The sequence below is a fragment of the Microvirga sp. GN3 genome (genome assembly GCF_055792825.1).
Window position 1 is genome coordinate 1 of sequence record NZ_JBVVAK010000008.1, and the last position, 20,759, is coordinate 20,759.

Below are 20,759 nucleotides of genomic sequence, written 5' to 3' on the forward strand. Positions count from 1 at the left end.
CGGCCATCCCCGTCTTTGCCGCGTTGCGGCTTCCAAGGCGTGGATCCCCGGGCCTGATCCCCGGATCAAGTCCGGGGACGGGGATGACGGCGGAGGGTGTGGAATCCGGTGTCATTCCCGGCCGAAGATGGCACCGGCGCTTATCTCCCTCTCGTGTGAGAAAGCGCGAGGCGCTCACTCAAATCTCGATTGAACTTCCGATCTCCACGACCTGCGCAGCGGGGATGCAGAAATAATCCGCCGTCAGTTCGGCGTTGCGGTTCAGCATGGCGAAGATCACCTCGCGCCAGAAGGCCATGCCGGGGAGCTTCTTGGAGGCTACGACCGTCTGGCGGCCGACATAATAGGTGATGGTGTCGGGGTCGAGATCGGGCAGGTTGAGGCGAGCTACCGCGAGACGCAGCGCCGTGGGGACGTCGGGTGTCTCGGTAAAGCCGAGACGAAGGACCAGACGCTGAACGCCTTCGCAGATCGGCATCAGATGAACGCGCTCGTCTCCTTCGACGGTCGGCTCATCGGTCACCACCACCGAGACGAGGAACACTGTCTCGTGCAGCACCTTATTGTGCTTCAAGTGATGCAGAAGAGTTCCGGGAACGCCTGATGTCGACGCGGACATGACCACCGCGGTTCCCGGGATGCGGATCGGCGGCTGACGCTCCAGCAAGTGCTGGAAATCCTTCGTGGACATGCGCAGATGCGTCCGCGCCCGCTGGACGAGTTGCTGCCCTTTGCGCCACGTCAGCATCATGAACGCCGCGCTCAATGCAATCAGAAGCGGGAACCAGCCGCCTTCCAGAAGCTTCGTCGTGTTGGCGGCGAAGAAGACCAGATCGACCAGCAACAGGGTTCCGTTGAGCAGATAGACGAGAATTGGTCTATGGCCCCAATGCAGGGCGACAAAGGTCGCGAGAATCGTCGTGATCACCATGTCGAGCGACACGGCGAGACCATAGGCACCGGCCAGATTGCTGGACGAGCCGAAGCCGAGGACCGCCACGAAGGTCAGCATGGCAAGAGTCCAGTTCACGAAGGGCACATAGACGTGTCCGCGCTCGTGGCTCGACGTATGAATGACCCGCATCCGGGGCATGAATCCGAGCTGGATCGCCTGCTGAGTCAGCGAGAAAGCGCCCGTGATGACGGCTTGCGACGCAATGACCGTGGCGAGAGTGGCAAGGACCACGAGCGGATAGTGCGCCCAATCGGGAGCGAGATGGTAAAACGGGCTCTCGATCACGCCCGGATTCGTCAGCAGCAGAGCCCCCTGGCCGAAATAGTTCAGCATGAGGGCCGGCAGGACAATGAAGAACCATGCATTGCGGATTGGAGCCGGACCGAAATGGCCGAGATCCGCATAGAGCGCCTCGCCGCCGGTCACGGTGAGGAAAACGGCGGCAAGGACCGCGAGCGTGACCGCGATATCCGTCTCGATCAGAAAGACCAGCGCATGGACAGGGTTGATGGCGGCAATCACGCCCGGAGCGGCCACGATCCCACCAAGCCCAAGCAGACCCAGCACCGAAAACCAGATCAGCATGAACGGACCGAAAATGCGCCCGATCCGTCCCGTGCCCATGCGCTGAACCGAGAACAGCGTCACCAGAATGGCCATCGTGATCGGCAGCACATAGGGCTCGAACTCCTTCGCATCGACGGCAAGGCCCTCGATGGCGCTCAGGACGGAAATGGCAGGCGTGATCGTACCATCGGCATAGAGCAGAGCCGTTCCGATGAGACCGATGACGGTAAGATACATGCGCCAGGAGCCCGGCTGAATGCGCCGGACGCCCAACAGCGCAAGCAATGCGATGATCCCGCCCTCGCCGCGATTGTCAGCCCGGAGAATGAACAGGCAGTACTTGATCGAGATGACGACGATCAGCGACCACAGAATGAGCGACAGCACTCCCATCACCGTTGCCGGAGACAGGACACCGTGATTGGCCGCGACGGCCGCTTCCCTCAATGCGTAGAGAGGACTGGTGCCGATATCGCCGAACACGACGCCCAGGGCGCCGAGGACCACCGCCCGCGAGGCGATGCCGGCTCTCGCGTCATCAGCATGGGCGTCAGCGACTGTAGCCATGACGGTCCGAATGCACGGCAAGTCCATGCGGCTTCCGCGCTCAGGTATAACCGGGAGAATACTGCTCAGTTCCTGGATGAGGAAGAGGCGCGGCACTGTTCTTTATCGGATGAGACCTGACACCAGCGTGGCGCTTCTCCCTCGCCCGCACGGGAGAGGGGAAATCGCGGACAACTCACCGATACGGAAAGCAGTGGTCGCGGTCGAGGAAAAGGCCGAAGTGATCGCCCAGCGCGGCGATAGCATCGCCATGCTCGGGATAAGGATCGCGGTTCTCAGGGCCGACGATGATGATCCTGAAATCCGGATCGTCCTCGCCGCCCGGCGGCAGCATCGCCGTGACGAGAGCCACGCCCTCCGCATCTCGCAGCGTCAGGAACAGCGGCATGACGCGCTGGATGTGAGCCTTGAGACCGATATTCTGCTCGACGAATGGACTTGAGGTCGCCTGATAGCTGTTGGCGGCAGTCTCCCAGGCGTGTCGGAAGTGCTTCTCGACAGCGTGGCCCATCGCGTCCGATTCGAGCGCGGCCTCGCCTTCGGTCTCGATCCGGAACCAAGTCTTCGTCCCCGGAGCATCGCAGACGTATTGCATAACCTATCAACGCAGGAACGCGGCGAAGGTTGTCTCAACGGCCTTCTGTCACACCCAGCGGTAGCTGCGTCCCTCGATCATGAGAATGCGGCCCTGCCAGATGTCCATGCTGGCGGCCTGGCGGGCATTTACCCCGCAGGAAATGGACAGAAAGGCTCGGGCGACGCCGCCATGGGCGACGACCACGGTATCGCGAGTGAAATCGTCCAGGATCGGGCGGATGCGGTCGACCAGCATAGCGTAGCTCTCGCCGCCGCCGGGCGGCGCGTAATGCCACTTGTCCTGCTCGCGCAGGGCGGCGAGTGCCGGCTCGGCCTTGCGGACTTCCTTCCAGGTCATGCCCTCCCAGGAGCCGAAGGTCAGCTCGACCAGACGCTCGTCGAGCTTGTATCCCTCGGGATAGAGGCCGAGCGCCTCGCGCAGGATCTCCATGGTCTCGCGAGTGCGAGTCATGGGGCTCGCCACATAAGCGAGGTCCTCATAATGCGGTACGAGGGCCTTAAGCTTGCGAGCGGCTTCCTCGGCCTGGACGCGCCCCACGTCATTGAGCGGAATGTCCTTCTGGCCCTGGAGTCGTCCCTCCAGATTCCAGTCCGTCTCGCCATGGCGAATGAAGTAGATCTTGGGGCGGGACGGGGTCACTTCTTCAAGTCCGATACGCTGACGTTACTCTTTGTCGAGGGACAGATCCGGCGCTTCCGGGTTCTTCATGCCGACAACATGGTAGCCGGCGTCCACATGCAGGATCTCGCCGGTCATGCCGCGGGACATGTCTGACACGAGATAGGCGGCCGTCTCGCCGACCTCCTCGATGGTGACCGTGCGGCGCAGCGGCGAGTTGTACTCGTTCCACTTCAGAATGTAGCGGAAATCGCCGATGCCGGAGGCGGCGAGCGTCTTGATCGGGCCCGCTGAGATGGCGTTGACGCGGATGTTCTTGGGGCCGAGATCGGCCGCGAGATAGCGCACCGACGCCTCGAGCGCGGCTTTCGCCACGCCCATGACGTTGTAATGCGGCATCCACTTCTCGGCGCCGTAATAGGTCAGCGTCAGGAGCGAGCCGCCGTCGTTCATCAGCTTCTCGGCGCGTTGCGCAATGGCCGTGAAGGAATAGCAGGAGATCAGGAGCGACTTGGTGAAGTTGCCCTCGGAGGTCTCCACATAGCGGCCGGTGAGCTCGTCCTTGTCGGAGAAGGCGATGCAGTGGATGACGAAGTCGATGGAGCCCCAGAGGCGCTTCACTTCCTCGAACACGGCATCGATGGTGGCGCCGTCCGTCACGTCGCAATGGCCGACTATATGGGCGTCGAGTTCCCTCGCCAAGGGCTCGACCCGCTTCTTCAGGGCGTCGCCCTGATAGGTGAAGGCGAGCTCCGCCCCATGCTGGCGAGCAGCCTGCGCAATGCCCCAGGCGATCGAACGGTTGTTCGCCACGCCCATCACCAAGCCACGCTTACCGGCCAGGATGCCGGTGGCCTTCGTCTCCGCCATGATTCACCTAGATCGTCACAGGACAGGTCAATAAAGAACGGCCTCTTTAGCCGACCGAGCGACCACGGGGAAGCCCTCTTGGCACCCCTTGAGACAATCAGAACGCCTTAGGACTGAATTTCTACCACGCTTTGCTACTTCGCCTTGGTCGAAGCGCGCTTGCGGGCATAGTCCATCAGCTCCTCATCCACGACCTCGGGCAGCCTAATCTCCGTGGTCAAGAAGAGATCGCCGTGACCCGCCTTGGTCGGCAGACCCTTGCCGCGCAGGCGGAAGGTGCGGCCGGAATTGGTCATGGGCGGGATCTTCATCTCCACCGAGCCGGTCAGGGTCGGAACGCGCACCGTGCCGCCGAGGATCGCCTCCTCGATCTCGACGGGCAGCCGCAGGCGCAGGTCGGACCCTTCCGGCGTAAAACGCTCATGGGGCGCGAACTTGATGGTGAGCAGCGCATCGCCGGGATCGGTGCCGGGAGCCCCCTGCCCCAAGCCGCGCAGGCGGATCACCTGGCCGTCGCTCACACCCTTGGGGATCACCACGTCCACGTCGCGGCCGGTGGAGAGTCTGATGCGCTTCTTGGCCTCCTGGGCCACCTCTTCCAAGGTCACGGTCAAGGTCGCAGCCACGTCCTCGCCCTTCTGGGCCCGGCCGCGGCTCTGGCGCGTGCTCTCCCCTCCCGAACGGAAGGCATCGGCGAAGAACTGGGAGAAGACGTCGTCTCCGAGATCCGCCCCAAAACCGCTCCGGCTCGAGCGGCGGGAGCCGCCGCCGAAGCCGCTGAATCCGGAGAAATCCTCGGACCTCGCACCGCCTCGTCCACCGCCGAAACCCTCAAAACCCTGGAAGCGCGGCTTGCCCTCGGCGTCGATTTCGCCCCGGTCGAACTGGACCCGCTTGCTGGCATCACCGAGGATCTCGTAGGCGGCATTCGCCTCGGCGAACTTGTCCTTCGCCTTGGGATCATCCTTGTTGCTGTCGGGATGATAGGTCTTGGCGAGCTTGCGGAACGCCTTCTTGATCTCCGCTTCGCTCGCGGAGCGGGATACGCCCAGAACGTCGTAGGGGTTTCGCATCGTGGATTCCATGAACCGTCGGATTGGAGCTTGAAAGCTCAACGGCTTTGACGGTCATATGGTCGAAGTGTTGCCGGTTTGCAACGCCTCAAACGGCTAAAGCTAGACCTTGCAAGAGCTAAACCTTGCAAGAGCTAAACCTTGGCTTGGCCCTTATGAGGCTTGACCTCCTTGATCGCCCATTCGCCGCCGGAGGGCCGGCAGGCCATACCGTGCAGAGAGGCCGCGGAAGGGCCGCTCAGGTTAGCCGAGAAGGTGCGGCAGATCTCGTCGTCCTTCACGAAAGGCGCGCCCATGGGCGTGAAGGTACCTTTGCGGGTCGTATCGGGATTGTCCCACGACACCTGGGTGCCGGGGCCCTGCGGGTCGAGGGCGACGGCCAGCGCCGCCTTGGCCCGGCGCCAGTCCTCGTTGTCGAGATCGGTCGATAGAGGGGTGACCGCCTTGGCCGCGATGGCACCGGTGGCCTTGGGTTCTTCATCGTCGAGGGCCGAGAGACCGAAGGAGAAGCTGCACGCGCTCGTGGACAGCGCAATCAGACCGACCGCCAGCAGTTTCACGGCTTCGCTCCGGCCAGCATCTGATCTATAACGGCGCGCATTGGTCGACGTCACGCGTCGGATCCCCCCAGAACCAAAAGTCACAGAACGAGATAAAGCATTGAACCCGTTAACAACCGGTGACTTCACTGAATCGGACGAGCCCTTCACGCTCTTCAAGACCTGGCTGACGGAGGCCGAGGCCTCGGAACCCAACGACCCCAACGCGATGGCGCTGGCGACCGTCGACGAGACCGGGCTGCCGAATGTCCGCATGGTTCTCCTCAAGGGCTTCGATGAGAACGGCTTCGTGTTCTACACCAACACGGAATCCAACAAGGGCCAAGAGCTTCTGGGGCAGAAGAAGGCCGCCATCGTTCTGCACTGGAAGAGCCTGCGCCGGCAGGTCCGTGCGCGGGGTCCGGTGACCATCGTCAGCGACGCGGAAGCCGACGCCTATTTCCAAAGCCGCCCCCGCGACAGCCGCATCGGCGCCTGGGCGAGCCAGCAATCGCGCCCGTTGGAAAGCCGCTTCGCCCTGGAGAAGGCGGTCGCGCTCCACACGGCCAAATACGCCATCGGCGAGGTGCCGCGCCCGCCCTACTGGACGGGCTTTCGCATCGAACCGGTCTCGATCGAATTCTGGCAGGACAAGCCGTTCCGCCTCCACGACCGGGTCATCTTCACCCGCGAGGGCGACGGCTGGCGGAAAGTGCGGCTTTATCCCTGATTATCCCTGATTGCGACCCATACCGTAGACCCTGGCCCTGAACCGGGATAAGGGTCGGGCCCACTTACGAGAGATTTCATGATGTCCTCCTCCGCCCCCAATTCCCGCCGCATCATGCTGCTCACCGGCGCCAGCCGGGGGATTGGACACGCGACCGTCAAGCGCTTCTCCGCGGCGGGATGGCGGGTCATCACCTGCTCGCGGCACGGCTTTCCCGAAAACTGCCCGTGGGAGATGGGACCGGAGGACCACCTCCAGGTCGATCTGGCCGACGCCGACGACACACGCCGCGCCATCGCTGAGGTGAAGGAACGTCTTGCCGCCGAGGGCGGCTGCCTGCATGCGCTCGTGAACAATGCGGGCATCTCGCCGAAGGGCGAAGGCGGCTCGCGGCTGGACGCCCTCCACACCTCCCATGAGGATTGGCTGCGGGTGTTCCAGGTGAATTTCTTCGCCTCGATCATGCTGGCCCGTGGCCTGCAGGACGAACTCACGAAGGCCAAGGGCTCGGTGGTCAACGTAACGTCCATCGCAGGCTCGCGCGTCCATCCTTTCGCGGGCGCGGCCTATGCCACCTCGAAGGCGGCGCTCGCCGCGCTCACCCGCGAGATGGCGGCCGATTTCGGACCGCTCGGCGTGCGCGTCAATGCCATCTCGCCCGGCGAGATCGACACAGCGATCCTCTCGCCCGGCACCGAAAAAATCGTCGAGCAATTGCCGATGCGGCGGCTGGGCACCCCGGACGAGGTCGCCAAGGCTATCTACTTCCTCTGCACGGATGCGAGTTCCTACGTGAACGGCGCGGAACTCCACATCAATGGTGGTCAGCACGTCTGAAACGGGTGATCCATGGCCCTGCGCCTTTCGCAGCTCGTCGCGGCCGTGCTGATCCTCGGTTCAGTATCGGGTGCGCTGAGCCAGGAAGAACCTGGGAAAAACCCGTTCGCCGATCCGGACATGCAGCCCTCGTATCGGGCGCAATGCCATGAAGTCCGCGAATTGACCAAGGATCGCGAGACGGGCTCGACGCGGATCGATTTCAGCGTCACCGGCCCCCTCGCCCTCGTGCATTTCGACGGCACGCTGGCCTATCTCGGCCTGTGCGGCACCGCGCCCGAGCCGAAGGTTCTGTGCATCACCTACCAGACCAACGACATGAAGGTCGGCGAGGTGGTGACGGTCGCGGGCGGCTACAGCCGCCCGAACCCGGATTTCATCGTGCTCGATCCGTGCCTCGCGCAGCGGCCGGACGAGCCGGCGCAATAGGAAGCCTCACGCCGCCTGCGCGGGCCGAGCCATCACCGCATCACGACAGCAGGCCGCGCCGCCCTCCTCCTTCTCTTCCAGAGGGGGATAAGGGGTGAAGCTTTTGCAGACTAAGGCTAGACGCTATGCTAAACCATTGCGTACTCATCGTCATTGAGTCCTTTCACAATGATCGAAGAACTACCGGAACCGCCCGAAGCTATGAGCATGTTGCCTTTTGTCAGGCAGCAGTGGCATCGGATCGGCGGGCTAATTCTTGACGACCTGCCCTACGGTACGGCTGTAGAATACGTAGAGACTAAGCTACTCCAACGTGAGCAAGAGATCGCTTCCAACTCGCTCCCGGAAGGATTTGAGTGGAGCCGCGATTTGTTCTTGGCGAGGTCGGGCCACGCCTTTTACATCGACTGGATTCCCACCCAGGTGAAGAGGCGTTCAGCCTACCTCGAAAATTGGGACAAGTTCACCACTCGAGTTGAACAATACATCGAGAAAATCAGCCATACTGCATTCACGAGCACCATCCTCCTCCATGGCGCTGTCGCCTTAGGCGCGATGAACGTGTTAGCTCAAAAAAGAGACGAATTAGACCCCCTCATGGCTCCGGCGGCCAAGTTTGCCCTTTTTGGTTCGTTAGCAGGAATTAGCTTACTAATTATCGGGCAGTTCCTAATCTTCGTTTACCTAACGGAGATGGCGGGGACAGTAAGAAATAGTCTCGTCGGTTCATTTAAATTCAGGCGCTTCACCGCCATAAGCCGCTATTGGAATAAGCACTATAAGGTCCCCCGTTATGGGACGTATTGCATATATGCTTCGATTTTCTGGTTCATCGTCTATGCTGGAATCTCGCTAATTATCCTTTCATAGACGCGAAACTCGTAAGGCGCCTTTACCCCTCCCCATGACCTGCTCCCGCGACACCACCGCCATCTCCGAGTTCATCGGCGTCATTGCGCTAGCCACTCGTCGCTGACCAACGAAAGAGCGTCGCAAGATTTGACCCGCGACGCTCTGAGGTGAGTTACCAGCACTCCAGCGGCTCGTTAGGACCGGGAGGATTTTCGGCATAGCCGGGAATGATGACGGGACCATCTCCCGAACCGGGGGGCGTTGCATAAAACGGAGGATAGCCGCCGCCATGGTCATTCCCGGAAGGGAACCACGATGAGAGATCCTCTAACAGGTGTGACAATGGATTTCCGCCGTATAGCGGACCTACATCACCGCCAGGACCGCCGTTCGGCTCTACGGGTATGGGTTCTCCCGGATTGGGTTCTCCCACAGCAATTGCAGGCGGTTCTTTGCCGCTCGAATCGTAAGGTATATTGTAGCCGTTCATGAGACGTCCTTTCCAGTAAGGCTGCTAGCTTCCGCCGAGGATGTTCTCCGACGGCGAACGGTCACTTTGGCCCACTCCGCAAAGACTGATCTGTGAGATGCGTCACAGGTGGTCGACACGTCCTGGATAAGCGGAAAAATTACGTCCTGAGCGCAAAACGGCGATATGACTTACTCCCGCGACACCACCGCCATCTCCGAGTTCACCGACCAGAAGCACCTGATCTAGGGAATGGTGGATTGAGACGGAAGCTTGAGTCCCTCCTCAAGAACTCAAAGGAGCAGCGGGATGCCTTCTTCAACGGCCGGAGGACTAGGCATCACGCCGCCTGCGCCGGCCAGGCCCCGACATAGCGCGATTGCGGCCGGATGATGCGACCGGTGCGGCTCTGCTCGATGGCGTGTGCGACCCAGCCTGCTGTGCGCCCCGCCGCGAAGAGCGGCGTGAAGCCCTCGCGCGGGACGCCGAGGGCGTCGAGCAGGATGGCGGTGTAGAACTCCACATTGGTGTCGAGTCGGCGGCCCGGCTTGCGCCGCTCCAGCACCTTGAGGGCCGTCGCCTCGACGGCCTCCGAGAAGGAAATGCGGTTGCCCTTTCCCTTCAGCCGTCCGACGGCGGCCTTGAGCACGTCCGCCCGAGGATCGCGCACCCGGTAGATGCGGTGGCCGAAGCCCATGAGGCGCTCGCCCCGTGCCATGGCATCGTCGAGCCAGGAATCCGCATTCTCGATGGAACCGATCGCATCCAGCATGTCGAGCACCGGACCGGGCGCGCCGCCATGCAGCGGCCCCTTCAGGGCGCAGAGCCCGGCCACGACAGAGGACAGGATGCCGGCCTGGGTCGAGGCAACCACGCGGGCCGTGAAGGTCGAGGCGTTGAGCCCGTGGTCGATGACCGTCACGAGATAGGTATCGAGCCCCTGCGCCTCATCCGCCGCGATCGGCGCATTGCGCATCATGCGCAGGATGTCGGCGGCGTGACCTGCGGATGCGTCTGGCTCCACCGGTGCGAGGCCCTGGGCGCCGCGCACGGCCATGGCGGCCGCAACGCCGGCAGCGCCGACGGCGAGGGCGGGATGGTCCTCCTCCGCGTCTGGCAGGCTGGCCAGCAACAGGCGCATGCCCTCGACCGGCGTGAGACCGGCAAGCTGCGGAGCAAGCGGAGCAAGATGCCCGTAAGCCCTCTCCCGGGCCTGGCCGAGAAATGTACGGGGATCTGCAATGTCAGGAACAAGGCCGCTCCAGAGCATCGCCACCACGTCCTCGAAGGCCACGTGGCCAGCAAGCTCTTCGAGATCGTGCCCGCAGATGATCAATCGCCCTGCTTCGCCGTCCACGTGGCTCAGCGCCGTCTCGGCCGCTACCACATCGTCAAGTCCAATGAGCATGCGCTTTCTCCTTCGCTTTAGGAGAGCTTCGCGCCGGCCTTGCAGGATCGTCAATCTTGAATCAACATATCAACATATGAGCACCGCATCCCTCGATCTCGCATCGGCCGACGAGGCCTCGTCCCGCCTCGGCATCAGCCGTGCGAGCCTCTATGCCTATGTGAGCCGGGGCCTGATCCGCTCCTTCTCCTCGCCGCACGATCCGCGTCAGCGGCTCTATGCCGTCGAGGATGTGGAGACGCTGGTGGAGCGCAAGGCCCGCTTCCGCCGCCCCGCCGTCGCGGCCGCGACCGCCCTCGACTGGGGATTGCCGGTGCTCGAAACGAGCATCACCCAGATCAAGGATGGGCACCTCTACTATCGCGGGCAGGACGCCATCGCGCTCGCCCGCACCGCCACCCTCGAGGACACCGCGCGATTGCTGGTCGGCGCCTTGGACGAGGATGCCTTCCTTAAGCACTCCCAGATCCCCGGGCCTTTGCCCGGTCCGGCCTTCGGCCCCCATGGTTACGTGGCGCAGGCCGTCCGCCTTCTCTCGGAGCCGGCCCCCAGAGAGACCCGGGCAGCGGAGGTGGCGACGATCCTGCGCCTGATGACGGCCGCCGCCAGCGGCATCGATCCCGGCATCGAGCCGATTCATCAGCACTTGGTTTCTATCTGGAAGGCCTCCCCGCAGGCCGCCGATAAGATCCGGCGCGCCCTCGTTCTCTGCGCCGATCACGAACTCAGCTCATCCGCCTTCGCGGTCCGGGTCACGGCCTCGACCGGTGCCTCCCTGCGCAATGCCATCATCGCGGGGCTCGTGACCCTGAGCGGCCCCTATCACGGAGGGATGACGGAGCGGGTCAGGGCATTTTTGGACAATCCCGGAACGACGCCACCCCCTGGCCTCCGACACCGCCTTTATCCGGACGGGGATCCCCGAGGGCGGGCACTTCTGGAGAACGTGCCGCTTCTGGCTTCGGACGCCACGACCCTGAAGACGATCGCGATTGCCTCCGGCGGCAGTCCCAGCATCGATGTCGCTCTCGTCATGATGGAGCGGGCCTATGGACTGCCGGTGGGCGCTGCGTTTACGCTCTTTGCCATCGGACGCACGGCCGGATGGCTTGCTCACGCCATCGAGCAGCGCAGCCAAGCAGCCCTCATCCGGCCGCGGGCCCGTTATGTCGCGACTGACGAACCATCGGCGCAGAAATCTTCCTCATGATCAACGGCGGCCGTTCTCAATTCCGCTGCCCGCCTCGCAGGAACTCGGGGTCTCGCTTCCATTCAAAGCGCTAGCGCATCGTGCGGACCCAGAGGGCCGCGTCAGTGAAACGTGGACCCGGTATTCCGCTCCCAACGATGCGCTGCTTAAGGGATTGATCCGATGCTCGAGTTGATCGCGCCTTCGACTGACAATGCCTTTCCGAATATGCCGCTCAGGGTTCTGGCAAAAGTCGCCGTGAAATGATGCCGGTCGCGATAGACCATGATCCCGCCGATCACGGTCGGGCAGCGCGCCGCATCGCACAAGTGATCGGTCAGATCCAACACATTCAAATTCAGTTCCTGAGCGGCCGTAAGCACAGGATCATCTCTGAAAGCGACTTCCCGCAGAGGCGCGCAATCGACATTCCAATCTTTGCTCTCTGCCAGGCATTTATCCGGATCGAAGCGCAACCAGGGCGTCGAGCGGACGATCCGGACATCCAATCCCATCGCGAGCAGACGCGACCAAGCTTCCGCCATGCCCCGACGGGTCGTTTCAGGATAGGCCGGTGATTGCGAGATCAGCACGATGTCAGGCCGCTCGCGCTCGAGCCAAGCGATGACGTTCTTCGACCATTCGAGGCATTCCGTATAGGGGCGCTTGAGCGGCTGGTAGTAGAAAGCGTCCAATGAAAACAGGCATGCGGATTTGGACAGGCCGCGGAAGTCAACTCCTTTGTCGCGGACCATTTCCTCGAAGGCGGGATAGAGATGCCCCGCATGGGAATCGCCGATCATGACGATCCGTTGTTCGCTGCGAGGATCGCCATAGGCGCAGACGAGAACCTCCGTCTTGCGCTGCTCCTGATGGCACTTGCTGGCATAGATGTTCGGCACATCCGCGCGAAGGTTTTCCGGCTTCGGGATAATCTTTGTCAGATCCTCGGAGCGCCAATCGTATTGCGGATCGACCATCGCGAGAGCTCCGCGTCTGTTCTGCCCCGAAGCCAGCACATCCTGATCGTGAGTGCTGATGCCGAGATAGCCGACACCCAGCACAAGCGTCGCCGCGATACATGCGGCACCAGCGGCGACGGTGCGTTCGGTGGAGAAGGACGGGATCCGGAAACGGTCCTCGACATAGACCTTGCTCAGATGCGCCAGGCCGCACGACGTCAGGAGAAGAGCAAGGCCGTCAAAGAGCCCGATGGTGCGGTCCGTGACCTCGCCGTAGACGATGATCAGCGGCCAATGCCAGAGGTAGAGGGAATACGAGATGTCGCCGAAATACTGGAACGGGCGCGAGCTCAAGAGCCCACGCGCCGACCAGGGTGCCTGCGACCCGCTCGAGGCAATGACGGCGGCGGCTGCGAGGGTCGGGAGGAGCGCCGTGTAACCGGGAAAAGGGGTGCTTTCGCTATAGGCTACGCAGGCAACAACGATGCCGACGACGCCGAGCAGCCCCAGGATCGCACGCTGGGAATCGGCGAGAGCGTTTCGGGCAAGAACGATGGAAAGAGCGCCGCCGAGTGCCAGCTCCCAGGCCCGGGTGGTTGTCGCGAGATAGGCCGTCCCGGGATCGAGCGGGGTGAGAAATACCGAATAGGCGAGCGAAGCACCGCCGACGATGGCGATGATCCATCCGAACGCCCGGCGCGGATCGAGGCCAGCTCTGCGAGCGACGGCGACAACGGGGACCAGGATCAGGGGCCAGACGATATAATACTGTTCCTCGACCGACAGGGACCAGAAATGGTTCATGGGCCCTTTCGCATCGCCGGCCAGGTAATCGACTGCCTGCGCAGCCAGAAACCAGTTCTGGACATAGGCGGTGCTCGCCATGATGCCGTTGACGATGTCGGCCCAGTAACCTTTGGGAAAAGAGGAATGGACAGCGCGACCGCCGCCGAGACGAGCGTTGCCGCGGGAAGCAGGCGCCGGATCCGACGGGCATAGAATCCCGAAATGCTGATCCGCCCCTTGGTCTCGAACTCCCTGATCAGCGAACCGGTGATCAGGAAACCGGAGATCACGAAGAACACATCGACGCCGATATATCCACCCGGCAGGACTGCCGGCCAGATGTGATAGATCAGGACGGACACCACCGCGACGGCCCGAAGTCCCTGAACCTCTTTGACGATGTGATCGCGGGTATGGTGCATTGGCGCCCCGGTTCCGGCAGGGTTCTGAACCCTGCCAAGTCCTGGCGGCTGATACTCAGGATCAAAACCGGTGGCAAGCCGCATCCCGCCGGCGCGCAGCAATGGATAAGCTCGTCAAGCTCTTGCCCGAAGGAGCGAGGATCTATGTATGTGACACTGTGTCCGAACGCTCCGACGTCTATCCCGAGGCCCTCTTTGGACTCGCTAAGCGGCCGCAGAGCCAGCTATATGGTGGCTGGCGAACCATTTCTCCCATGACCAGCGACCGCTTCTATCCCTCCCGCCCGATCCTCGCCGCCTCGGTGGCGGTGATCCGGGACGGGCGTATCCTGCTTGCCGCACGGGGCACACCGCCGAGCGAGGGACTGTTTTCGCTGCCCGGCGGGATGGTCGAGGCCGGCGAGACCCTGGGCGAGGCAGCCTTGCGGGAACTTCGCGAGGAGGTCGGGGTTGAGGCCAAGCTCATCGGCCTGATCGCCCCGGTCGAATTCATTGAAAGGGACGAGAAAGGCCATATAAAGCATCACGTCGTCATCGCCGCCCATGCCGCCCGCTGGGTTTCGGGCGAACCCCAGACAGGTCCGGAAGCAAAGGAAATCCGTTGGGTCACGGAATGGGACATCGTCGATCTGCCGATGACGGCAGGGCTTACCGGGATTCTGGAGCGGGCTTTCAGGCTCGCAGGTCAGGATCCAAGGCCATGAAGCGGGCAGGCCTGATTCTCGCCCTTCCCATCATCTTACTGGCAACGCCTCAACCTGCGGCAGCTCAAGGCTTCTTCGAACGGCTCTTCGGCCTTCCCCCGCGGCCGCAGCCGGGCCAGCCGGTGCCGCAGCAGCAATATCGTCCCCAGCCGCAATATCGGCCGCAGCAACCCCAACAGCAGCGGCGCCCGCAGCAACCGCAATCGCAGCGACCTGCCGGCCAGCAGCAACCGCAGCAGCAGGCGGAGCCCGCACCCGTGGTCGAGCCGCCGCCCGCGCCGTACGAGAAGGAGTTGCTGCGGCTCGCCGAAATCATGGGATCGCTCGCCATGCTGCGCCCCCTCTGCAGCGCGCCCGACGGCACCGAATGGGGCCGGCGCATGCAGGTCCTGCTCGAAGCCGAAGGCACGACGCCTGGCCGGCGCGAACGTCTCGCCGGGGCCTACAACAAGGGCTATCAGGCTTATGCCCTCACCTATCGGGTCTGCACCCCCTCGGCCCAGGAAGCTTCCGTCCGGTTCTTGAGCGAGGGCGAACAGCTCGCCCGCAACATCACCGGCCGCTACGGCGGGTGATCGAAGGATTATGTCCAACATCCGGAGGTGTTGCAGCGATGCCTCTTATCCACATTTTTCGAGCTTGCGCCTCTCGCGTTAACCTCCTTGCAAGGTGATGCTGGCGGTGGGTCGGCGCGACGTCTAGAAATGAATCAACCGAACTCGCGCGCCGCCCCTTCAAAGGGGCCTGGATCATGAACGATAACGACGTCCCTCTCGACGAGCTGCCCGAACTCAGCGCCCTCAAGCAGGCGGCCCTGAGCTATGTGACCGAGGCTTTTGCCGAGGCCGAACTCGACGGGCTCGATGGCGATTGCATGGCGCAGGCCGCCCTCTTCGCGGCCTTCACCGAACTCGTCGCCACCTATGGCGAAGATGCTGTTGCGGAATATGCCGCCACCCTGCCCGACAAGATCCGCACCGGTGCGTTCTCGATGGCGATGGCGCTGAAGCATTGAACGCGGCCCCTCGCCCATGAAGAAGGGCGTGACGCTGCGGGTCGCCCGGCCGACGGATCGGCTCGATGACATCGTGCGCTTTTATCGGGACGGTCTCGGGTTCGAGACCCTCGCCAGCTTCGACGACCATGACGGATTCGATGGCCGGATGCTCGGCCATCCGCAGGCTCCCTGGCACCTCGAATTCACGCAGCACCGAAACCATCGCGCCGGCCGCGCTCCGACACAGGACAACCTGCTTGTCTTCTATCTGCCCGACCGAGCGGAGTGGCAAGCAGCGGTGCAGCGCATGCGCGACAACGGATATGCTCCGGTCCTGTCCTTCAATCCCTATTGGGACCGACAGGGTGTCACCTTCGAGGATCCCGACGGCTATCGTGTCGTCTTGCAGAACATGGCCTGGGTGAAGTAGCGGTTTTATCCATCATCGAAGCCTGTTCGCGGAAGGCTCCACCATGCTGGATCTACCGACTTTTCTGACCTTCTATACGGCCGTTCTGGCCCTTCAGCTCGCCCCCGGACCCGACATGGTTCTGCTGCTGAGCCGCGGCGTGGGACAAGGGCGGCGCACGGCTCTACTTACGGCGACAGGCATGACGCTGCTGGCAGCCCTCGTACAGCTGCCGCTCCTGGCTCTCGGCGTCACCTCGCTCCTCCAGGCATCGCCATTGGCCTTCGATCTGCTGCGCTGGTCGGGCGCGGCCTACCTCGTCTGGCTTGGAGCCAAGCTCCTCATCGGATCCTTCGGCTCTCACGAACTTAAGCGGAAAACGCCGCAGCCGATTTCGGACATGACCGCCCTGCGTCAAGGCATGATCAACAATCTGACCAACCCGAAGGCGATGGTGTTCATGCTCGCCTTCCTGCCGCAATTCGTCGATCCGACGAGCAGCTGGTCTGTGACCGCACAATTGCTGTTTCTCGGAGCCGTCCAGAAGCTTTCCGGATTCGTCGTGCTCGGTGGCGTCGCGCTCGGCACGGGAACGATCGGCGATTGGCTCTCACGCCGGCCGAGCTTCATTGCCTGGCAGGAGCGCTTCGCCGGGATCATCATGGTCGGTCTCGGCCTGCGCCTCGCCTTCGGCGGCGACGCATCTGCGATGCGCCGCTAGAGATGGTTTCACGTGAGTGAAACCATCTCTCTTTCTTGATTCAACGCATTTTTGACGGCGAACCGGACCCACTTCGCCTAAAAATGCTTCAACGCCCGAGCGTCTCCTCGAACCGCACCACCTCGCCTTGCGACGGCACCTCAAGCGATCCGTCCCACATCACCACATTTCCGCGCACGATGGTACCGATGGGCCAGCCGGTGACCTTCTTGCCGTCATAGGGCGTCCAGCCGCATTTGGAGGCGATCCAGTCGTTGGTGATGGTCTCCGTGCGCTTCAGGTCGACCACGGTGAAATCGGCGTCGTAGCCCACAGCGATACGGCCCTTGTTGGCGATACCGAAAAGGCGCTTCGGACCGGCGCTCGTGAGATCGACGAAGCGCTCGAGCGTCAGCCTGCTCGCATTCACATGGTCGAGCATCACGGGCACGAGCGTCTGCACGCCGGTCATGCCGGAAGGCGTGTTGGGATAGGTCTTGTCCTTCTCCTCGCGCGTATGCGGCGCGTGGTCGGACCCGAGGATGTCGGCGATGCCCTCGTCGAGGCCATGCCAGAGAGCCGCGCGATGCAGTTCGTCGCGCACGGGAGGATTCATCTGGATATAGGTGCCGAGGCGCTCGTAATCCTCAGGTCCTGCGAGCGTCAGGTGATGCGGCGTGACTTCGACCGACACGAGATCCTTGTGTTCTTTCAGGAGCTCCATCTCCTCGGCGGTGGTGATGTGCAGCACATGGATGCGCGCGCCCGTCTGCTGAGCGATGCGCACGAGACGCTGCGTGCAGGCGAGCGCCACTTCAGCCGAACGCCAGACCGGGTGCGAACGCGGATCGCCCTCGACGCGCAGACCTTTCCGCTCGCGCAGCATCGCCTCGTCCTCGGAATGGAAGGCGGCGCGTCGGCGGGTGCGGCGCAGAATGCTGGCGATGCCCTCGTCGTCCTCGACGAGGAGCGAGCCGGTGGACGAGCCCATGAACACCTTGATGCCGGCAGCACCCGGCAGGCGCTCCAGCTCCGGCACGTCATTCGCGTTTTCGTGCGTGCCGCCGACCCAGAAGGCGAAGTCGCAATGCATGCGATGATGGCCGCGCCGCACCTTGTCGGCGAGCGCCTCGGGCGTCGTGGTCTGCGGGTCGGTGTTGGGCATCTCGAATACCGCCGTGACGCCACCCATGACGGCCGAGCGGGAGCCCGATTCGAGATCCTCCTTGTGGTCGAGGCCCGGCTCGCGGAAATGCACCTGGGTGTCGATGACGCCCGGCAGGATGTGCAGGCCCCGGCATTCGATCTCCCGCGCGGCGGAGGCCTGGGACAGGTCGCCGATGGAGGCGATCCGCCCGCCTCGCACGCCGATATCGCGCTCCACGCGTCCGTCGTGGTTCACGACGATGCCACCTTTGAGGATCAGGTCGAAGGTCTGGGGCATAACAATCTCATCCCTTGAGGCCGCTGCGGAACGGGCATATGTCACAGCTCTCACAGGATCAAGGAGAGCGGGCACATGCCGTCAGTCCATCTGGCCGACCGGGGCGTGGTAAGGGTTTCGGGCGAAGACGCCAAGACTTTTCTCGACAATCTCATCACCTGCGACCTGGACCGTGTGTCAGCGCACAATGCGCGCCTCGGCGCCCTTTTGACGCCGCAGGGCAAGATCCTGTTCGATTTCATCGTCTTCCAGGCACCGGAAGAGATCGGCGGCGCCTACTATCTCGATGTCCTGAAGGTCTTCGCGCCCGATCTCGCCAAGCGGCTCGGCTTCTATAAGCTGCGGGCGAAGGTGGCGATCGAAGACCTTTCCGAGCAGCTTACCGTCGTGGCCGGCTGGGACGCTCCGAGACCGGATGACGAGGCCGGTTTCGTGGTCGAGGATCCACGCCTGCCTGCCCTCGGCTGGCGCGCCATCGTGGCGACCGGCGATGCGGCGGAATTCGCGAAGGGCCCGGCCGAAGCCTATCACGCCCACCGGATCGCGCTCGGCGTGCCGGAGGGCGGGCGCGATTTCCTGTTCGGGGATGCCTTCCCGCACGAAGCCCTGATGGACCAGCTGCAGGGCGTCGACTTCGACAAGGGCTGCTATGTGGGCCAGGAGGTGGTCTCGCGCATGCAGCACCGGGGCACGGCCCGCACGCGGATCGTACCCGCCATCTACGAAGGCGGGTTCGCGGCGGATGTGGGCGTCGAGGTCACGGCAGGAGAGAAGGCTCTGGGCAAGACCGGGACCGGCGCCGCAGGCAGGGGGCTCCTGATGATCCGTCTCGACCGGGCGGCGGATGCGCTTCAGGCGGGCGAGACGATCCGGGCCGGCGGTATCCCGGTGCGGCTTGAGAAGCCGTCCTGGATCGGTTTTCCGTTTCCGGGAGAGACGGATCTACCGGCTTAAGTTCTCGTCAGACCTGAGGAACAACAGGAGCACAACCTTTGTTATAGACCGCTGGGCCAGTTCATGTACCAAAGAAACGTATAGACGGTCCTGCCGGGGAACTTATCGATGAACGCGGTGCCAGAGTACAGACCGACGTTACCGGAGGGGCGATTTCAGCTCCTCGTCGACGCGGTCACCGACTATGCCATCTACATGCTCGACCCGACCGGCATCGTGGTGAGCTGGAATCCGGGTGCCCAGCGTTTCAAGGGCTATGTGGAAAGCGAGGTCGTCGGCCAGCATTTCTCGCGCTTCTACACCGATGAGGACCGTGCGACGAACCTGCCGCAACGCGCACTCGACACGGCAGCGCGCGACGGCAAGTTCGAGGCCGAAGGCTGGCGCGTCCGCAAGGACGGCACGCGCTTCTGGGCCAGCGTCGTCATCGATCCGATCCGCAACGATCTGGGCGAATTGATCGGCTTTGCCAAAATCACCCGCGACATCACCGAACGTCGGCAGGCACAGGAGGCGCTCGAAGAAGCACAGGCCACCCTCTTTCAAGCCCAGAAGATGGAGGCGGTCGGACAGCTCACGGGCGGCGTCGCACACGACTTCAACAATCTCCTGACGATCATCGTCAACAATCTGGATCTGTTGGCGCGCAACGCGCGCGATCCCCGAGACATCAATCTGATCGAAAGTGCGCAGAGCGCGGCCGAACGCGGCGCGAAGCTGACGCAGCAGCTCCTCGCCTTCTCACGCCGTCAGCCCCTGCAGCCGGCCTCTCACAACCCGAATACACTCATCGAAGGCTTCGAGTCAGTTCTGCGCCGGGCCTGCGGCGAAATGATCAGGCTGCAGATCTCGCTTGCCTCGAAGATCCGTTGGGTCTCGGTCGATGCGCCGCAATTCGAGTCCGCACTGCTCAATCTCGTCGTCAACGCGCGCGACGCGATGCCGGATGGCGGCTCCCTCAAGATCATGACCGGCAACGTCATGGTGAAAGAGCAGGGTCCCATTTCATCGACCCTGCAACCGGGCCAATATGCTTCCATCTCGGTGCAGGACACGGGCGTCGGCATGACGTCCGACATCGTCAGCCGAGTGTTCGAGCCCTTCTTCACCACCAAGGAACTCGGCAAGGGAACAGGCCTGGGTCTGAGCCAAGTCTACGGTTTCGTGACCCAGTCGGGAGGGTCCATCAAGATCGACAGCACCCCCGGCCAGGGGACCAAGGTCACCATGCTGCTGCCGACCCAGGAGAATGGTGAGGAGATCATCGAGGACGACGCCGAGGCGACGGGCCCCATTCGGGACAGTGCGGGAACCGTGCTGATCGTCGAGGACGAACCAACTGTCAGGGAGGTTGCGAGCGATATTTTCGACAGCCTGGGCTATGACGTGGTAACGGCGGCCGATGCCAACGAGGCGATCCGAGTCCTCGACGGCAATCCCTCCATCGATGTCCTGTTCAGCGACGTGATCATGCCCAACGGCATGAACGGGGTCGAGCTGTCCCGCAAGGCCCGTGAGATGCGCCCCGACCTGAAGATTCTTCTCGCCTCGGGCTATCCCGTGTCGGCCCTGCCCTCCGAAGGATTGAGCACAGGCGTCTCCTTCATCAGTAAACCTTACCGCTGGACGGAACTGGCTGAGAAGCTGCGGGTGCTCCGCACCGGGGCCTGATGGGCACAT

The 20,759-nt window shown here is 63.0% G+C and carries 22 protein-coding genes; 12 read left to right on the forward strand and 10 right to left on the reverse strand.

The window, feature by feature from the left end:
* Positions 1-178: 178 nt before the first annotated feature.
* The 6 genes from ACS5Q1_RS06075 to ACS5Q1_RS06100 form a co-directional block, all read right to left on the reverse strand.
* A complete protein-coding gene (locus ACS5Q1_RS06075; RefSeq protein ID WP_473097335.1) occupies positions 179-2,089 on the reverse strand; it encodes a potassium transporter Kup in 1,911 nt (636 codons plus the stop codon).
* Positions 2,090-2,264: 175 nt separating this feature from the next.
* Entirely contained in the window at positions 2,265-2,684 is a 420-nt protein-coding gene (locus tag ACS5Q1_RS06080; RefSeq protein WP_203440640.1) for a hypothetical protein, read from the reverse strand.
* Between the two features lie 48 nt (positions 2,685-2,732).
* A complete protein-coding gene (locus tag ACS5Q1_RS06085; RefSeq protein WP_473097336.1) occupies positions 2,733-3,326 on the reverse strand; it encodes a histidine phosphatase family protein in 594 nt (197 codons plus the stop codon).
* 24 nt (positions 3,327-3,350) lie between these two features.
* Complete coding sequence (fabI, locus tag ACS5Q1_RS06090; protein ID WP_473097337.1) at positions 3,351-4,175, reverse strand: enoyl-ACP reductase FabI; 825 nt, start codon at positions 4,173-4,175, stop codon at positions 3,351-3,353.
* 134 nt (positions 4,176-4,309) lie between these two features.
* A complete protein-coding gene (locus ACS5Q1_RS06095; RefSeq protein WP_473097338.1) occupies positions 4,310-5,248 on the reverse strand; it encodes a DnaJ C-terminal domain-containing protein in 939 nt (312 codons plus the stop codon).
* Positions 5,249-5,382: 134 nt separating this feature from the next.
* On the reverse strand, positions 5,383-5,808 hold the full coding sequence (locus ACS5Q1_RS06100; protein WP_473097339.1) for an RT0821/Lpp0805 family surface protein: 426 nt from the start codon (positions 5,806-5,808) through the stop codon (positions 5,383-5,385).
* Positions 5,809-5,908: 100 nt separating this feature from the next.
* Between ACS5Q1_RS06100 and pdxH the strand changes: the two genes are divergently transcribed.
* From pdxH to ACS5Q1_RS06120, 4 genes are all read left to right on the forward strand, one after another.
* Positions 5,909-6,517 carry a pyridoxamine 5'-phosphate oxidase gene (gene pdxH / locus ACS5Q1_RS06105; RefSeq protein ID WP_473097340.1) on the forward strand — a complete coding sequence of 203 codons (609 nt, stop codon included), beginning with the start codon at positions 5,909-5,911 and terminating at the stop codon, positions 6,515-6,517.
* 114 nt (positions 6,518-6,631) lie between these two features.
* Positions 6,632-7,354 carry an SDR family NAD(P)-dependent oxidoreductase gene (locus tag ACS5Q1_RS06110; protein WP_473097434.1) on the forward strand — a complete coding sequence of 241 codons (723 nt, stop codon included), beginning with the start codon at positions 6,632-6,634 and terminating at the stop codon, positions 7,352-7,354.
* Between the two features lie 12 nt (positions 7,355-7,366).
* Positions 7,367-7,783, forward strand: coding sequence for a hypothetical protein (locus ACS5Q1_RS06115; RefSeq protein WP_473097341.1), 417 nt, complete (start codon positions 7,367-7,369; stop codon positions 7,781-7,783).
* 168 nt (positions 7,784-7,951) lie between these two features.
* Positions 7,952-8,653 carry a hypothetical protein gene (locus ACS5Q1_RS06120; protein ID WP_473097342.1) on the forward strand — a complete coding sequence of 234 codons (702 nt, stop codon included), beginning with the start codon at positions 7,952-7,954 and terminating at the stop codon, positions 8,651-8,653.
* Between the two features lie 791 nt (positions 8,654-9,444).
* On the opposite strand, the gene ACS5Q1_RS06125 is transcribed toward ACS5Q1_RS06120, so the two are convergent.
* Positions 9,445-10,512: a citrate synthase/methylcitrate synthase gene (locus tag ACS5Q1_RS06125; protein WP_473097343.1), complete on the reverse strand. Its 1,068-nt coding sequence runs from the start codon at positions 10,510-10,512 to the stop codon at positions 9,445-9,447.
* A 76-nt stretch (positions 10,513-10,588) separates the two neighbouring features.
* Between ACS5Q1_RS06125 and ACS5Q1_RS06130 the strand changes: the two genes are divergently transcribed.
* Positions 10,589-11,722: a citrate synthase family protein gene (locus ACS5Q1_RS06130; RefSeq protein ID WP_473097344.1), complete on the forward strand. Its 1,134-nt coding sequence runs from the start codon at positions 10,589-10,591 to the stop codon at positions 11,720-11,722.
* Between the two features lie 146 nt (positions 11,723-11,868).
* Here the strand turns inward: ACS5Q1_RS06130 and ACS5Q1_RS06135 are convergent, their stop codons facing one another.
* The gene (locus ACS5Q1_RS06135) at positions 11,869-13,548 is read right to left on the reverse strand and encodes an acyltransferase family protein (protein WP_473097345.1); all 1,680 of its coding nucleotides are present in this window, start codon (positions 13,546-13,548) and stop codon (positions 11,869-11,871) included.
* Positions 13,464-13,871, reverse strand: coding sequence for an acyltransferase family protein (locus tag ACS5Q1_RS06140; RefSeq protein WP_473097346.1), 408 nt, complete (start codon positions 13,869-13,871; stop codon positions 13,464-13,466). The genes ACS5Q1_RS06135 and ACS5Q1_RS06140 overlap by 85 nt, the downstream gene beginning before the upstream one ends.
* A 101-nt stretch (positions 13,872-13,972) precedes the next feature.
* Between ACS5Q1_RS06140 and ACS5Q1_RS06145 the strand changes: the two genes are divergently transcribed.
* The 5 genes from ACS5Q1_RS06145 (at position 13,973) to ACS5Q1_RS06165 (ending at position 16,702) form a co-directional block, all read left to right on the forward strand.
* Positions 13,973-14,575, forward strand: a complete 603-nt coding sequence (locus tag ACS5Q1_RS06145) for an NUDIX hydrolase (RefSeq protein ID WP_473097347.1) — start codon at positions 13,973-13,975, stop codon at positions 14,573-14,575.
* Positions 14,572-15,150: a TIGR02301 family protein gene (locus ACS5Q1_RS06150; protein WP_473097348.1), complete on the forward strand. Its 579-nt coding sequence runs from the start codon at positions 14,572-14,574 to the stop codon at positions 15,148-15,150. The genes ACS5Q1_RS06145 and ACS5Q1_RS06150 overlap by 4 nt, the downstream gene beginning before the upstream one ends.
* A 176-nt stretch (positions 15,151-15,326) precedes the next feature.
* Positions 15,327-15,590 carry a hypothetical protein gene (locus ACS5Q1_RS06155; protein WP_203440651.1) on the forward strand — a complete coding sequence of 88 codons (264 nt, stop codon included), beginning with the start codon at positions 15,327-15,329 and terminating at the stop codon, positions 15,588-15,590.
* A gap of 16 nt (positions 15,591-15,606) precedes the next feature.
* Entirely contained in the window at positions 15,607-16,002 is a 396-nt protein-coding gene (locus ACS5Q1_RS06160) for a VOC family protein (protein WP_473097349.1), read from the forward strand.
* A gap of 43 nt (positions 16,003-16,045) precedes the next feature.
* Entirely contained in the window at positions 16,046-16,702 is a 657-nt protein-coding gene (locus ACS5Q1_RS06165; RefSeq protein ID WP_473097350.1) for a LysE family translocator, read from the forward strand.
* 88 nt (positions 16,703-16,790) lie between these two features.
* Here ACS5Q1_RS06165 and ACS5Q1_RS06170 read toward each other — a convergent pair whose 3' ends face one another.
* Entirely contained in the window at positions 16,791-18,125 is a 1,335-nt protein-coding gene (locus ACS5Q1_RS06170; protein ID WP_473097351.1) for a dihydroorotase, read from the reverse strand.
* Positions 18,126-18,200: 75 nt separating this feature from the next.
* Between ACS5Q1_RS06170 and ygfZ the strand changes: the two genes are divergently transcribed.
* Positions 18,201-19,079 carry a CAF17-like 4Fe-4S cluster assembly/insertion protein YgfZ gene (ygfZ, locus tag ACS5Q1_RS06175; protein ID WP_473097352.1) on the forward strand — a complete coding sequence of 293 codons (879 nt, stop codon included), beginning with the start codon at positions 18,201-18,203 and terminating at the stop codon, positions 19,077-19,079.
* A 108-nt stretch (positions 19,080-19,187) separates the two neighbouring features.
* Positions 19,188-20,750 carry a PAS domain S-box protein gene (locus ACS5Q1_RS06180; RefSeq protein ID WP_473097353.1) on the forward strand — a complete coding sequence of 521 codons (1,563 nt, stop codon included), beginning with the start codon at positions 19,188-19,190 and terminating at the stop codon, positions 20,748-20,750.
* Positions 20,751-20,759: the final 9 nt, after the last annotated feature.